Origin of the sequence: Dehalobacter sp. MCB1 (assembly GCF_003590275.1) — a bacterium.
Taxonomy (GTDB): domain Bacteria; phylum Bacillota; class Desulfitobacteriia; order Desulfitobacteriales; family Syntrophobotulaceae; genus Dehalobacter.
Window position 1 is genome coordinate 44126 of the sequence record NZ_LXPC01000006.1, and the last position, 15779, is coordinate 59904.

At 43.3% G+C, this 15779-nt stretch carries 13 protein-coding genes and 1 riboswitch; of the genes, 5 read left to right on the forward strand and 8 right to left on the reverse strand.

Annotated elements, in window-relative coordinates:
- The first annotated feature begins 13 nt into the window (after positions 1-13).
- Positions 14-1942: an MFS transporter gene (locus A7K50_RS03875; RefSeq protein WP_119774687.1), complete on the forward strand. Its 1929-nt coding sequence runs from the start codon at positions 14-16 to the stop codon at positions 1940-1942.
- 570 nt (positions 1943-2512) lie between these two features.
- On the opposite strand, the gene A7K50_RS03880 is transcribed toward A7K50_RS03875, so the two are convergent.
- Positions 2513-2998 carry a rubrerythrin family protein gene (locus A7K50_RS03880; protein ID WP_119774688.1) on the reverse strand — a complete coding sequence of 162 codons (486 nt, stop codon included), beginning with the start codon at positions 2996-2998 and terminating at the stop codon, positions 2513-2515.
- A gap of 152 nt (positions 2999-3150) precedes the next feature.
- Between A7K50_RS03880 and A7K50_RS03885 the strand changes: the two genes are divergently transcribed.
- On the forward strand, positions 3151-3915 hold the full coding sequence (locus tag A7K50_RS03885; protein ID WP_165904956.1) for a MerR family transcriptional regulator: 765 nt from the start codon (positions 3151-3153) through the stop codon (positions 3913-3915).
- A 91-nt stretch (positions 3916-4006) separates the two neighbouring features.
- Positions 4007-5122, forward strand: a complete 1116-nt coding sequence (locus tag A7K50_RS03890) for a DUF6765 family protein (RefSeq protein ID WP_119774690.1) — start codon at positions 4007-4009, stop codon at positions 5120-5122.
- A gap of 68 nt (positions 5123-5190) precedes the next feature.
- On the opposite strand, the gene A7K50_RS03895 is transcribed toward A7K50_RS03890, so the two are convergent.
- From A7K50_RS03895 to A7K50_RS03925, 7 genes are all read right to left on the reverse strand, one after another.
- The gene (locus A7K50_RS03895) at positions 5191-6162 is read right to left on the reverse strand and encodes a DUF4474 domain-containing protein (protein ID WP_119774691.1); all 972 of its coding nucleotides are present in this window, start codon (positions 6160-6162) and stop codon (positions 5191-5193) included.
- A gap of 121 nt (positions 6163-6283) precedes the next feature.
- Positions 6284-7234, reverse strand: coding sequence for a DUF4474 domain-containing protein (locus tag A7K50_RS03900; protein ID WP_119774692.1), 951 nt, complete (start codon positions 7232-7234; stop codon positions 6284-6286).
- Positions 7235-7322: 88 nt separating this feature from the next.
- Entirely contained in the window at positions 7323-7793 is a 471-nt protein-coding gene (locus tag A7K50_RS03905) for a hypothetical protein (protein ID WP_020492724.1), read from the reverse strand.
- A gap of 169 nt (positions 7794-7962) precedes the next feature.
- A complete protein-coding gene (locus A7K50_RS03910) occupies positions 7963-9711 on the reverse strand; it encodes an ABC transporter ATP-binding protein (protein WP_119774693.1) in 1749 nt (582 codons plus the stop codon).
- A 197-nt stretch (positions 9712-9908) separates the two neighbouring features.
- The gene (locus A7K50_RS03915; protein ID WP_119774694.1) at positions 9909-10388 is read right to left on the reverse strand and encodes a DUF456 domain-containing protein; all 480 of its coding nucleotides are present in this window, start codon (positions 10386-10388) and stop codon (positions 9909-9911) included.
- Positions 10389-10504: 116 nt separating this feature from the next.
- On the reverse strand, positions 10505-11701 hold the full coding sequence (locus A7K50_RS03920) for an NlpC/P60 family protein (RefSeq protein WP_119774695.1): 1197 nt from the start codon (positions 11699-11701) through the stop codon (positions 10505-10507).
- A gap of 3 nt (positions 11702-11704) precedes the next feature.
- Positions 11705-11837, reverse strand: a riboswitch (cyclic di-AMP (ydaO/yuaA leader).
- A 152-nt stretch (positions 11838-11989) separates the two neighbouring features.
- Positions 11990-13360, reverse strand: coding sequence for a TrpB-like pyridoxal phosphate-dependent enzyme (locus A7K50_RS03925; protein ID WP_119774696.1), 1371 nt, complete (start codon positions 13358-13360; stop codon positions 11990-11992).
- Between the two features lie 501 nt (positions 13361-13861).
- Here A7K50_RS03925 and A7K50_RS03930 point away from each other — a divergent pair.
- Positions 13862-15046: a Xaa-Pro peptidase family protein gene (locus A7K50_RS03930; protein WP_119774697.1), complete on the forward strand. Its 1185-nt coding sequence runs from the start codon at positions 13862-13864 to the stop codon at positions 15044-15046.
- A 21-nt stretch (positions 15047-15067) separates the two neighbouring features.
- On the forward strand, positions 15068-15694 hold the full coding sequence (locus A7K50_RS03935) for a carbonic anhydrase (protein ID WP_119774698.1): 627 nt from the start codon (positions 15068-15070) through the stop codon (positions 15692-15694).
- The last annotated feature ends 85 nt before the right edge of the window (positions 15695-15779 follow it).

Consider the following 15779-nt stretch of genomic DNA (forward strand, 5'->3'; position numbering starts at 1 on the left):
GAGTTAAGCAAAATTGAACAAATCAAATACAAAAAACAGCTTCGTTCTCATTATGATTCTATATCTGCTCGGTATTTTTATGGGCGCGATTGACACGGGAATTGTCACACCGGCCAGAACAGTTATTCAAAATAATTTGCTGGTCGATGAGAAAACCGGGATCTGGATGATTACGATTTATACCCTGGCTTATGCGGCCAGTATCCCGATCATGGGTAAACTTGCCGATATGTTCGGACGCAAGTACATTTATCTTGCCAGTATCTTTCTCTTTGGTCTGGGTTCTTTGTTCTGTGGTTTAGCCCAGGAGTTTAACAGCTTTACGGTCCTGCTCGCAGCCAGAATTGTCCAGGCGCTTGGCGGAGGGGGAATCCTTCCGGTTGCGACTGCTGAATTTGGTACGACTTTTCCTCCGGAAAAACGGGGGATGGCCCTGGGACTGGTTGGGGGAGTCTACGGGATTGCCAATATTTTCGGTGCTTCGGCAGGCAGTGCAATTCTGGATATCTTCGGTAGCAGTAACTGGCGGTTTATCTTTTATGTGAATCTGCCGATCACGCTGTTTATCCTGATCGTCGGCTTCCTCTATCTGCCAAACAACAGAAATGACAATGTCAAAAAAATTGATATCGGCGGAATCCTGATTCTGACCGTGATGATTCTCGCTTTAATGTATGGACTCAAGAATATTGACTTCTTTGATTTCAAGTCAACTTTAATCAGTATGAGTGTTTATCCTTTCCTGATCCTGTTTGTGCTTCTTATTCCTTTCTTTATCCTGGCTGAGAAAAAAGCAGAGGATCCGGTGATGAACTTATCGTATTTTACAAACTCACGGATCATTATCACCTTTATCATTGCCTTTATTACCGGAATTGTGTTGATGGGGATGATTTTTGTACCTCAGTTTGCCGAAAACTCATTGAAAATCGCTTCCGGAAGCGGCGGCTATTTTGTCATCATTCTTGGTTTGTTTGCAGGAGTTGGCGCTCCTGTATCCGGAAAGCTGATTGACCAATACGGACCTAAACTGATTTTAGGTCTCGGTTTTTTGATCTCTGTGGTTGGCTCGTTATTCCTAATCTTTGTCACAGTTGACCATCCCAGTATGTTGACGGTAAACATCAGTCTGGTTCTCATGGGCCTTGGTATGGGCTTTACGATGGGAACACCACTAAACTATATGATGCTGGAAAATACCAAAGATGAAGAGTCCAATTCCGCACTCGCGGCCTTGTCACTTGTCCGTTCGATTGGAACGGCGATTGCGCCTGCAATCATGGTTGGTTTTCTGGCACATGCCGGAGCCGCGGTCCAAGATAATGTGATGAACCTGCTGCCCAAAGAAGTCTCAATACCAAAACTACCTTATGCACAGGAACTTACAACAGAAATCAATGGGATGAAAAGCAACCCGATGATGAAGAAATATTTAGCAGGCATGGCTATGCCCAGCCTCTCATTTCCGGAAAAAATTGAAATAGATATGGACAGCAGCAACAGCAACGATCAGATTTCCGATGAACTAATGGATAAGGTAAAAGCTTCTGATGTAACAACCATCACGGAGAACAGCAAACTGCTTGCAGAAAGCTTCTTTGCAGATAAGACCCCGGATATGGTTGCGAATATACAGGCCGGGATACAAAATGGAATTGATGCGCTTACGTCTGTAGAATCGATGCCCCAGTCAAACGTATCCTTTCAGGATACGATAACAAAAATGACGGTCTTAAAAAATGCTGTCCCGGGAGCATTGGAGACTGCCAAACAAAATTATCTCACGGAAATCGATCAGAGAAGCACAGTCATTGAAGCAGAATTCCAAAAAACCTTAAACACTGGATTTAAGCAGGTGTATCTGACAGTTACGATTTCTTCTCTGATTGGCTTGATCATCCTGTGTTTCTATCGAAGAAAACCGGTCAATAAGCAAGGATAGAGCTAAACACAAGCCGCAAATGTATAGAATTAATATTTTGAGTTGCTTCTTTTTATATTCTTGGGTAATTGTAGCCTTACACAGATATTCCGCTCGCACGTTTTCGTGGCTACTCGCACAAATCCTCGCTAACATGCCAAAACCTCTGGGCTTTTTTGAATGTTCACTGTTGGCATGTCTTGACGCTGCGTTTTTTGCTCACTTAACGCCACTGACACTTAACGCTCGACTCCATATCTGTGTAAGGCTACAATATTTGGAGAATTCAGCAGTATGAAGTGTCTGGCATTGATATAAAAAACATTAATTCCATTTTAAAGCATTCAGAACAGCAAATAAGCGACGAGAGACCTTTATATAATGGCTTAATGGACCCGAAATATAACGTCATGTAGTCTATCTGCGGCCAAGCGGAGCACGATGCGGAGCGCGGCTATTGCGCCATGGATGGCGCAATAGCCGAAGAGCAGTTAGGTTACATGATGTAAACCCAGAGTTTACTATTAAACAATAAAAACGCTGCCGGCAAAATTGTCGGCAGCGTTGTAGCAGTGCTCTTGATTGGGCTTTTTATTGCACATTCTTGAATCTTGAAGAAGGTGCACCGCAAACGGGGCATTTTTCCGGTGCTTCGTTTTTATGGATATAGCCGCAGACCTGGCAGTAATAGTAGTCATTGTCTGCGGTTAAATCTTTAAGTGCGTCTTTGTATAAGGCGGCATGCGATTTCTCAGCCTCGTTGGCTAAGTGAAAAACTCTTTGTGCTTCAGAATTGCCTTCGTCTTTTGCATTTTCCAGAAAACGCGGATACATTTTTGTAAATTCAAAAGTTTCGCCATCAATTCCAGCTTTGAGATTCTCTTCTGTTGATTTTAGCATACCCAGCACTTTCATCTGGCTTAACGCATGCAGGGCTTCAGCTTCAGCTGCTGCCCGAAATAGCTTGGCAGCGCCGTTATATCCTTCTTCTTCAGCTTTCTGAGCGAAAGCGGTATATTTTCGGTTAGCTTGAGATTCGCCTGCAAAAGATTCTTTCATATTGTCTTGCGATGTCATATAAATCCCTCCTTATTATTCTCGCTTTCATAATATTACCATAAATAGCTTATAATTGTAATGTTATATCCTAATTTGTCAAAAAGTATCGAAAATATTTTCCTTGACATTGACGCAGCGTCAAGGTGTATCCTAACTTTGAGGTGAGCGGTGTGGAATATTCGGTACGGAAACTTAGCCGGTTGGCAGGCATTAGCCCCAGAACAATCAGGTATTATGATCAAATGGAGCTTCTAAAGCCGGCCAGGATTAATTCTTCAGGCTATCGCCTATACGGACAGGCGGAAGTAAACAGGCTGCAGCAGATTTTGTTTTATCGTGAACTGGGCATGGGGCTGGAAATGATTAAGGAAGTGATCAATTCATCGTCTTTTAATGAACTAAAAGCCTTCCGGGAGCACCTTTCACAGCTGCTGCAAAAAAAAGCGCGGCTTGAAAGTCTGATCGTGAATATTGAGAAAACAATTGCGTCTTATGAAGGGAGAATGACCATGTCTGACCAAGAAAAATTTGAAGGATTCAAGAAAAAGATGATTCAGGAAAATGAAGCAGCTTATGGCGAGGAAATCCGCCAAAAATATGGAGATGATGTTATCGATCAGTCCAATCAAAAATTTCAGGGCATGAAACCTGAGGAGTATGAAGAAATGACTAGGCTTTCTGTCATGATTACAGAAAAGCTTGAAGCAGCTTACCAAACAGGTGATCCTGGCTCCGGGCTTGCTCGGGAAGCCGCAGAGCTGCACCGTAACTGGCTGAGCTATTTTTGGAAGGAATATAGCAAAGAAGCACATGCCGGTCTAGGACAGATGTATGTTGATGACCCAAGGTTTACAGCCTACTATGATAAGAAGCAGCCTGGGACGGCAGCCTTTTTACGGGATGCGATTCTTATCTATACCGGGATGAAGGAATAGAAAAAGGTTCACTTCCATTTTGCCATTTCCATATATTATCTTGAAGGTTTGTATAAGATCAAGATGGACATGGCAAAGGAGGAGCCTTCTATTGAAAAGAGATATTCATTATTATGCGCTTTTGGCCTTTTGCAGGTCATGTGGGTTCAACAAGGAAAGTTCCAGAAAAATTGCCTATGCTTCGCAATATGTCGATGACGCGAAAATTAATCTGATGACGATTCAAAATCCGGCACCGGAAGTCAGCGTTGATCGCTCTGATAACCGTGCCGTTTTTTTAAATATGGCAACCTGTCATTCCTATTTTAAAATAAAAACGTTTAATTACGAGGCAATGATCAACAATACCTGTGCCTTTCATTTTGTTCCTGGCTGCAAAGGAGAAAACTTCACGAAGAAACTCCGCTGTAAAGAGGAGTCGCCGGTGATCCTGGCACTTTTAAATGAGGCCCTGGACGACAATAATCTGATCAAGCTTGGGATTGTTCTGCATGCTTATGCCGATACTTTTTCGCATCAGGGTTTCAGCGGCATGCTCAGCAAAGTGAATGATATTAATCATTGCGGAGCGCGCAATGAAGTTTACTTAGGAATACCTGACCTGATTCTGTATTTATTTAAACAGTTGTGCGGAGAAAAATATGATGAAATGTTTGACCGTATTATCCCTGCGTATGGACACGGTCAGGCTTTGACCTTTCCTGATCTCCCTTACCTTGTTTGGTCATACCAGTATGATAGCAGTGGTGCTTTTGAGGGCAGGTACACCGTTGTAGAGATTGACAACAAAGAAAGGTATCAGCGGGCTTTGGCCAAAATTAAAAGATATCTTGAGATCTATTTAAAAAAACATCCTGAATTCAGAGATCCAAATTATCAATTCGGCGATATCTCTAAACTTATGAGTCAGGCGATTAATAAAGCATCGGATAAAAATAGGGAGGAAGGCTGGATCGCCTTTATGCTTGAACACGGGATGTTCCAGGAAAATGAATGGTCGGGGATTGTCTATCAGGAGAGTGAATGGCTGAGAAAAGCTTTTCAAAATTTTGATCCCAAAACCTTTAATAATAGGAGAGTAAACAATGTGATTCTTGCCGATCATTTTGCTGAATCCGACTGGCACCATTTTTATCAGGCTGTCAAATGGTATAAAAAAAGATTCTTTGAATGCTGCCATCAATACGGACTGTTTATTCCTAAATAACGAAAAGATAAAAAGCGGTAGGTTGGGGAGGAGGTTAAAAATGGGCAAAAAAAAGGGACCTTCTGTCCCTATCCACTGATCTTTTGATGCTGGAAAAGTTCTCTGCTTCTTCTGTAACCAAAAAGACTAACTAAACCCAGGATTAAAACCTTCAGCCACAATTTATAGAATTCCTTGCTCTTTCCAAGTCTTAATACAGTTTGATACAACTGCGGGGCCAGGTTCTCGATCGCCTTCATTTTATCCTGGATTGTATTGTAGGGACCCGTGATTTCCTGATATTTGTCGCACAATAATTTATTTTTAGCCTGAATGAGCCGGTCTGTTATAGGTTTACGCGTTCTTGGCTGGGCAGTATGCGACTTGTCAAAAGTAAAAGATACGTTATTCCCCAAAAAATACAATTCCTGATCATTGTATCCGGCATCTCTTAAACCATTTAAAAAAGCGTCCCGCATTGCTGTATTTGGAAAAGTAAGGTTAATATTCATTGTTAATTCTGAAGGATCGGAAAATTCGCCTAGTTTAAAACCGGTCAGCCACCAGTGTTTTTCCGATCGGGTAAAGAGCACACTTCCATTCTTCCTTAACACGAAAGACATCGGCAGCAATTCATCATTGTCTGCAGATTTATAAAACATTCCGCTGAAAATCCCCGGAAGCGTAAAATGGAATGCCCCGGTATAAATCCCGATCTCTCCGCCGGTTACCAGATCGTACTGACCTTTCCAGAAACAAATCATCCATTTCTTGCCGTCATATTCAAAATAAACCGGTTCACAATCAATAATCATACCTGTCGGAGCGGATACCTCATCATAAATACGGCAATACCCGGCATTTCTTTGCCATGGATTTAAAGTCGAGTAAAAAATATCCTGTTCCGGATCATAACGATAACCGGCATTTTCAATCACCTGATCCAAATCTGGGTCACCGGTACCTTGAGCGGGAACCGTAAGACTCTTCATGTTTTCAGGGTTGAAGATTCCGGTTTGAATAGAATAGCGGATGGAACCGTTGAATTTGTGAAATAACATCGGATTCGCCCCTTAAACAGATTAATTATTTAGAATATTTGACAATGACATTTTATGTAAAAAGGACAAACTCTGGAACAGGTTTGTCCGTAATTGATAAGATTTTTAGGATAATAGAATTTTAAGATTCAATGCTTAAACGTTGTAATCTGACTGCACTGGCTCTTAAGAAGAGGATAATAATCAGAGTCGTCATCAAAATTACCATCCAAGATTCAAGCGAAGGGATACGTTTGCCAATTTTCTTTACTTTTTTGTACATTCCAGGGTTTTGTTTTTCCAGTAGTTTGAGTTTTTCCTGAACGGTGCCCTCAGAGCCGGTTATTTCATGAAATTTTTCACATAAGAATCTATTTTTGCGCTGAATCAGCTGATCGGTCAATCGCGTGCGTGTCCAGGGCTGGGCTGTCTTGGGGATATCGAACGTGAAGCTTACGCTGTTATCTTGTACAGCTAATTCGTACTCATTGTAGCCGGCTTTACGCATTCCTGCCAGAAAAGCATTCCTCATATTAACGTCTTTCAATGTGAGACAGATATCCATTGTCAACTCCTCCGGCTCAGCAAATTCTCCGAGCTTGAATCCGGTCAGCCACCAATGTTTTGCTTTTCTAGAGAATAGTTCTTTACCATTCTTTTTGATGGTATATGACATATTCAGAAGCTCTTTATCGTCGACTGACTGATAAATTAGACCGTTTGACTTATACAGGCCAATTTCGCCGCCGCTGACCAAATCATATTGACCTTTCCAAAGGCCAATCATCCACTTTTCGTTCAGGTAATCAAAGGTTATGGGTTCACAGTCGATAATCATGCCAAGCGGCGCGGCAGCCTCATCAAAAAGCCGGCAATAACCGATATACCTTTGCCAGGGCTTCATATTTGAGATAAAAATATCCTGACTCACATCATAAGAATAACCGGCAATTTCAATGATTTCATCAAGGTCTTCGTTACCGGTGCCAACTGTATCAGACCCTATCTCAGTATCAACTACTGACTTATCCCAGGTTGATTGCTGCATGCTTTGGTGATAGGAATATGAGTCATTTCTGTTAAATAATAACATCTTACTTCCTCCTTAATAAAATACCAATATATGGATATAATATGTAAAAATACCCAGTATGCAAATACTGGGTATTGATAAATTGAGATCAATGACTCGGTCTGCTCTGGCCCTGCATACTCTGGCCATACTGCTGTTGACCCTGCTGACTCTGCTGGCTCATTTGAAATAACTGGCCCTGAGTCTGATCAATAAGTTGACCCATTTGTTCCAGTACCTGGTGAGCCTGGATTTGCTGATTGGCCTGTGTCAAAGCGGTCATCGCCGTTTGAATAGCTTGTCGCAGTTGTTGATCTGCCTGCTGTTTCTGCTGCTGGGTCTGGTTACGGAAGCCCTGAATTTGCTGCTGCAGCTGATTAGCTGCCTGCTGGCTCTGCTGAATGATTTCGTTCTGATTTACTGTACTACCCTGAGAAGAAAAGTTACTGAATGATACTTGTTTCAACTGATTCATAGTGTTTTCCATTGCGGATAATTGACTTCTTAGATCGCCGATTTCTTCACTGACTTCCATGTCTTTTTTGGCAGAAGCTAAGATGATCTTGTTTTTTTCATCCATTTTATCTTTACCTCCATAAGCAATTATGACCTAATTTATTTTTGTCAAATAACAAAAATATTATTAAGTTAAATTTTTCTGCAAAAATTTTTCGGCAAAACATACCGATCATTAGTGCTTATGGACAATAATTACGTTGAATCGTTTACGTTGATCTGCTTTACTTCGGCTAAGGTTCTTGTGTATCGTTTCCTTCAAACTGCATGTTGTAATACCGGGCATAGATCCCGTCAAGATTAATCAACTGGCGGTGAGTGCCTCTTTCTTGGATGCCCTCATCTGTAATGACAATGATTTCGTCAGCATTTTTAATGGTACTCAGACGATGGGCAATAATGATCGTCGTTCGCTTATGTGATAGTTTGGACAGAGACTCCTGGATATAGCGTTCGCTTTCATTGTCCAATGCCGATGTCGCTTCATCTAGGATTAATATCGGCGGGTTCTTCAAAAACACCCTAGCTATCGACAGACGCTGTTTTTGTCCTCCCGAAAGCCGGACGCCCCGTTCACCGACGAACGTGTCATAACCAAGTTCCAAAGACATAATGAATTCATGAATGTTAGCACTGCGGGCAGCCTCAATGATTTCCAGGTCGGAGGCATTCGCTTTGCCGTAGGCAATATTTTCCTTGATCGTACCGCTGAACATATAGACATCCTGCTGCACGATCCCGATCACATTTCTTAAGGATTCCAGTGTGATATCCCGGATATCGATGCCGTCAATCGTAATGGTCCCTTCAGTAACGTCATAAAAACGGGGGAGCAGGGAGCATAATGTTGTCTTTCCACCGCCAGAGGGACCCACCAGAGCAACTTTTTTCCCGGTAGAAATTCGGATGCTGACATTCTGGAGGACATCATCACCCAGGTTGTATCGAAAAGAAACATTGGAAAATTCTATTTCGCCTTTGACGTTTTCCAGCGGCAGGGCGTTTGTTTTTTCAATAATATCAGGTTTTGTCTCCATAATTTCCACAAAGCGTTTAAACCCGGCAAAACCCTTTTGAAACTGTTCGGTAAAATTAATCAAGACTTCCAGGGGTTGAACAAAGATATTGATGTAAAGCAGGTAAATGACAAGTTCCGTTAGTGTTAGTGATCCGTTGGCAATGGACAAACCGCCGGAGACAATGACGACGATATAAAGAAGCCCGGAAAAGAAGGAATTCCAGGCATGATAACCTCCCATCATTTTATAACTGCTAGCTTTGGATACCAAAAAGTCCTGGTTGCTTTTCTGGAATTTCATTTTTTCTGCTTCTTCGTTGGCAAAGGACTTGACCACCCGGATTCCAGCCAGACTATCCTGAAGGCTTGCGTTGACCTTGGCAATTTTGACTCGGTTATCCAAGAAGACCGCTTTCATCTTGAGGTTACGCTGAATACTGAAAATCACCATAATTGCTGTGACAGCGAGCAGGATAAGAGTCATTGGCACATTCAGCAGCATCAGCAAAACAAATGACCCAATAATCTTCAGGAGGGAAATAAATATATTCTCGGGTCCGTGGTGAGCCAGTTCGGAAATGTCAAAAAGGTCGTTAACTAGTCTGGACATCAGCTCACCGGTATTGTTCTGGTCGTAGTAAGAGAAAGACAGCCGTTGAAACTGCGTGAATAAATCCCTGCGCATGTCGGCTTCCATTCGGGCTCCCATGATATGGCCCCAGCAAGTGATGAAATACTGGCAAAAGTAGCGGATTATGTAGAGTGTCAGCAATGCTGCGCCGAAAAAGCCGATGCTGTGCAGGATCACCTCTCTGCCTTGAGTAAAAACATTTTTGTTTAAGTGATTTAGGATTTGAGGAAAGGACAGATCGACGACGGAGACAATCACTGCACAAAGCATATCCGTATAAAACAACAGGCGGTAAGGCTTATAATAACGAATAAAACGGTTCAGGATATTCATGCTGCAGAGCCACGCTTTCTAAAAATAAAGCCTGCAAATACTTGCAGGAATCTCATTCTTTTCTTGGACAGTATATCATATTTCATTAAAAGAAAAAATCAGCGGATAAATTCCATTCTGCGGAAACAATGAAATTAATATTTCTGTCAGAAAATCAAGGGGAAATGCGCTTTCTATAGAATATTTATGCAAAGTCATTAATAGATGCGCACGAAAAAATAGATAATCATAATGATTTCAGCACCGATCTTAACAGCTGTACCGCCAAGGACACCGAGCAGTGTACCTAAACCAATTCGGATTGTCTTCTTTAATTCCGTACCGCGGATCAGTTCGGCTACAATCGCCCCCAAAAACGGACCGAGAATAATACCAAGCGGTCCAAGAACGATCAAACCCAGAATAGTACCAATCACTGCGCCCCAGGCTGCTTGCTTGCTTCCGCCGAAGCGTTTCGTTCCGATAGCCGAGGCAAAATAATCCACAAAGAACAGCAGGATTACGACCAGGGCCTGCAGGATAAAAAAGTAGGCATTTAACGTTGTGAAGCCTGTCATAAAGCCATAGACCAGCATACCTGCGTAGATCAAAATGATGCCGGGCAAAACGGGAAGAATGGTTCCAACAATACCAACAATAAAGAGAATAATCGCGATGATTAAAGCAAGCGTATCCATTCTTCCTTCCCTCCATTTTCCGATAGGATCATCCATACGTCATCTGATAATCATATGTTTGCTGCTTACTCGTATAAATATACTGGATTGAAAGAAAAAACATTGATACAAAGCCTTTAATATCTTCGTGCACCAAGATAACTGGAAGAATGAGCGCTTAGATTGGATACCACGACGCCGGCTGAATAATTAAAGGCGTGCACATATTGTCCTCCGCCGATATAAATACCGACGTGTGAGGCGCCCCGGGCATAGGTCGAGAAAAAGACAAGGTCTCCCGGCTGCAGCTCATTTCTACCAACCGGGGTACCGGAAGCATACTGCGCGAAAGAGGAATGGGGAAGGGAGACACCGGCCGCAGCGTATACATAGCGGGTAAATCCGGAACAGTCAAACCCGCCGGGGCTTATTCCGCCATAAACATATGGGCATCCGACATAGCCCAGTGCATAATCCACGACATTTGAATAGCTGCCGGATCTGGAAGCAACCAGGATTGGCTTGGCAGTCGGTCCTTCGGCAATCACTTTAGTCACAGCGGCCTGGAGGATTGTTTCCTTCACAACCTGCTTTTTTAAATATTTACCGTTGCTCTGGACATAAGAATAGGTTACGGACTTTGATCCGTCACTTCCTGCCGTAATCACTTCTTTTTTGCCAAAGCCGAGCGAATAATCCTTCTTGGTGATGGTATCATATTGGATTTTCTGGGTTTCCGTATATGTTCCCTGACAGATGACAGTAAGGGAATGATTGTCAATTAAAGATTTTAAAACCTGTTCAGGCGATTGAATTTGGGACAGTTGAGTAGTCGTTTTGGAGGATGTGACATCTTCGGCGATCGTCGCAGATATCACAACATTATCTTTCGTGGGTTTCACGTAATAGGCCTGAAACTCTTTTAAGACCTGATCAATATCTCCAGCATCCGGTAAAACGGCAATCACAGTACCATTGATGGTGAACTGATAGGCAGCGTAGGGTTGATTAATTTTTTCTTCAATATTGTTCGGCCGCAGCGTAGAACGAAGGTAATCGGCATTACTTACGGTAACATGGGCATAAGTAACTGTGTAAGGTTCTTCTTTGGTCGCAGACATCATAAGTGTATCTGCGGTATTTTGGCTGAAGACCAGTCCAAGTTGTTTTCCGTTGACAGAGACAGCGATGGCATTCATTGGGGCAGCAAGGTAACAGGCAAATGACCCGATCAATATCATAGTAATAAATAAACCACCGAGCAGGCGCGGTGATTTCCATGATATTTTTTTAAGGCAGGTCAAGGTCACGCAAATGATCTGCTTAAAATGCATCAAATTTTCACCTTTCTTAGCTTACGAGGTTAGTTGACGGATTCGGACCAAAGGTATAGGCCCTACGCAAATGCGATTCACCCCAGAAAAAAAGTTCCCCCGCTCCAGGCTAACCTGGATTCAGCTGTACATTTAGTTATATTATTATACACAATTCTAGTACAATTCGACACATAATTAAAATGTCCTGCCGCGGAATGAAAAATTCTTGGTTATGATGACTGTCAAGTAAAAAGCTGCCGACAAAATTATCAGCAGCTTTTTACGAAATCTGTTATAACAGTGGTTCTACAGATCCACTGTTGGCAGTGTAGCAAAGCCTTTTTCCAAATCATCATCGGTCGGAATATAGTCTGTCATTGTGCCGGCATTATAGCTCATATAAGCAGCCATATCAAAATATCCGGTGCCGGTCAGGCCGAACAGGATGGTCTTCTTTTGACCAGTTTCTTTGCACTTGAGCGCTTCATCCATCGCAACCCGCAAAGCGTGTGCGGATTCGGGAGCAGGCAGGATGCCTTCGCAGCGCGCGAAGGCTGTAGCTGCTTCAAATACTTTGGACTGTTCAACTGCTCGGGCTGTCATATAGCCGTCATTGTACAGCTTGGAAATGATTCCGCTCATGCCGTGATATCTGAGGCCTCCGGCGTGGTTCGGGGAGGGAATGAACCCTGATCCGAGCGTGTACATTTTGATCAGCGGCGTTGTTTTTCCGGTATCCCCAAAATCAAATGCATATTTGCCGCGGGTCAGAGAAGGACAGGAAGCTGGTTCAACGCCAATAAACTCGATATTGTTCTTGCCGCGGATTTTGTCACCCATGAAGGGTGCAACCAGACCGCCAAAGTTCGATCCGCCGCCGACACAACCGATGATCATTTCAGGCTCAATGCCGTACTTGTCACAAGCAAGCTTGGTTTCTTCGCCGATCACGGACTGGTGCAGCAGGACATGGTCGAGTACGCTGCCAAGTACATAACGGCAGTTTTGGGTTTTGACAGCTGTTTCAATCGCTTCCGAAATCGCGCAGCCGAGTGAGCCGCCGGTGCCGGGGTTTTCAGCCAGAATCCTCCGTCCGATTTCGGTCGTATCGGAAGGAGAAGGAATAACTTTTCCACCATAAGTTTCAATGACGGCTTTCCTGTAAGGCTTCTGTTCTGAAGACACCTTTACCATATAGACGGTTAATGGAATATTGTAAAATGCACAGGCCATCGATAAGGCCGTACCCCATTGCCCAGCACCGGTTTCCGTTGTCAGGGAAGTCAAACCCTGTTTTTTGGCGTAATAAACCTGGGCAGCTGCGGAGTTTAATTTGTGGGAACCAGAAGTATTTGTGCCTTCAAATTTGAAATAGATCTCGGCAGGTGTACCCAGCAGTTTTTCAAGATTATAGGCTCTTACAAGCGGGGAAGGACGGTACATCCTGTAGTATTCGCGAACTTCCTCAGGAATTTCAATATATTCGTCCGTATTGTTTAGTTCCTGTTCAATCAGTTCGTCACAGAAGATCGGCCGAAGATCATCTGCGGTGCAGGGCTTCATGGTGCCTGGATGGATAAAGGGCGGCGGGAGCTCTTTCATAACAGCTTTTACATTATACCAGTACTTGGGCATCTCTTCTTCAGGTAAATAGATTTTGTAAGGTATGCTTGTCATGGTCTTCATTCCTTTCCAAATGATTCGTACTATTTTTTGATTAATCTTTGATGAATAAACAAAAATCTATAAAAAAAGCCTTGTCCAAACTATCGGACAAAGACTTTGATCTCTGCGGTACCACCCAACTTGCGTTTACACGCCGCTTAAAACGTATGATGGACATACGCTCCATTTATAACGGGCGGAGTTCCCGGCCTGCATACGCTTACATCAATCATTCCTTGTAATTTCTGCACGGCCCTCATGAGTCCATTCACATCAGTGCTGTTACCGCTTTTCCACCGGCCACGGCTCTCTTAAAACAGCAAACATCATGTTACTACTCTCATTCTGCGGTTTAACAGTATTAAATATTGCTTAAATCTTAGCTTGAAATTAATTTTTTGTCAAGAAAATGTAAAACTCCAAAGTCAGGGAATTGTACCATTTTGAAAAAACGCAAAGTATGGTAAACTCTAGAGAAGTACGCGATAACATTCTCTAACGGAGGAACTGTCTATGACACTTATGATAAACGAGCTTGACCGGAGACTGAATCACTTATGCGGCCTTATGGATCAGACCTGTCCTGATTGGGATACTATACTTATTTTGGGTAAAGTGAACCAGTACTATTTTACGGGAACAATGCAGGACGGCATGCTTATTATTCAAAAAGACCGGACCCGCCGCTATTTTGTTCGCCGAAGCTATGAACGCGCCAAAGCTGAATCGCTCCTGACAACGATCTATCCGATGGAAAGTTACCGTGATGCGGCCGGGATGATTGGAACTGGGCTAGGGAATACGTATCTTGAAACAGAGATTGTGCCGCTCGCCATGCTGCAGCGGCTGAAGAAGTACTTCACGATGACAAACATTCATTCAGTAGACAAGCCGGTGCTGTCGGTCAGAGCGGTCAAATCGCCGTACGAGCTGGAATGGGTGGAACAAGCAGGAAAAAACCATTGTAAGCTGCTGCATGAACTTGTTCCGCCGCTGCTCAGGGAAGGTATGAGCGAGGCTGATTTTGTAGCGGAACTTTATGCCGCTATGATCAAAATTGGACATCATGGTGTCAGCCGTTTTTCCATGTTTCAGACGGAAATGGTTGCCGGACAGATCGGTTTTGGCGAAAGCTCTCTTTACCCAACCAGTTTTGACGGTCCCGGTGGGGCTTATGGAATGTGTCCTGCCGTTCCTTTGTTAGGCAGCCGGGAAAGGAAGCTGAAGAAGGGGGATTTGGTTTTTGTCGATGTCGGTTTTGGCTGCAATGGCTATCATTCCGATAAAACCCAGGTCTATATTTTTGGAGCTAAGCCTGATGCCGATGTTGTGAAGGCGCATCGCGCCTGTATGGAAATTGAGCAGCGTCTGGCAGCAAAGCTGATTCCAGGGGCGATACCGTCGGAAATCTATCAATCGGTAATGAGCACGCTCAGTGAAGACTTCAGACGGAACTTTATGGGGTATGGGGAACGGCAAGTCAAGTTTCTCGGACACGGCGTTGGACTTCATGTCGATGAGCTGCCTGTAATTACGAATGGTTTTCTAGCGGAACTCACTGAGAATATGGTCATCGCGCTCGAACCGAAAAAGGGTCTGCCTAACATTGGCATGGTAGGTGTGGAAGATACCTATGTGGTGAGTGCTGCCGGCGGCAGATGTCTTACGGGCGGAGGAACGGACATTATCGAGGTATAAAAAGAAGCAAGGATGTAAAATATGGAGAAATTACTGCAGGGCCTTATTCAATTTAAAGAAACGGATTTCCAGGAGCACAGGCAGCTTTTTGAAGAATTAGGGAATTCTCAAAACCCGCATACGTTATTCATCGGCTGTTCGGATTCGAGACTGGTACCCAATTTAATCACCGGGACTTTACCCGGAGAACTGTTTGTTATCCGGAATATCGCCAACATTGTACCGCCTTACCGTAATACAGAAGAGTATTTGGCCACGACTTCTGCGATTGAATATGCCGTCAATATTCTTGGCATTCAGCATATCGTAGTCTGCGGCCATTCCAATTGCGGAGGGTGCAAATCGCTATATGCCTCGGAGAAAGAAATGCAATCGATTCCGCACACCCGAAAATGGCTGGAATTGGCAGGGAATGTTAAAGAAAAGATCATAGCAATGAATATTCCGGAATCGGAAATGGCAAAAAGGGAATGGATGACTGAACAGATCAACATTGTGGAGCAGCTCAAACATTTGTTAACATATCCGTTTATCAGGGAAAAAGTCCTGAATCAGACGCTGACAATTGAAGGCTGGTACTATATCATTGAAACGGGTGAGGTCTTCCGCTACAATCGGCATAATAGTGAATTTGAACTTGTGAATTAACTGCGAATCAAGACTTGGATGTCGTTTGATCCAGGGAGTCAAAGATCGTATGATTTTCTGGATTTTTAGTATAAAAATGACCGAT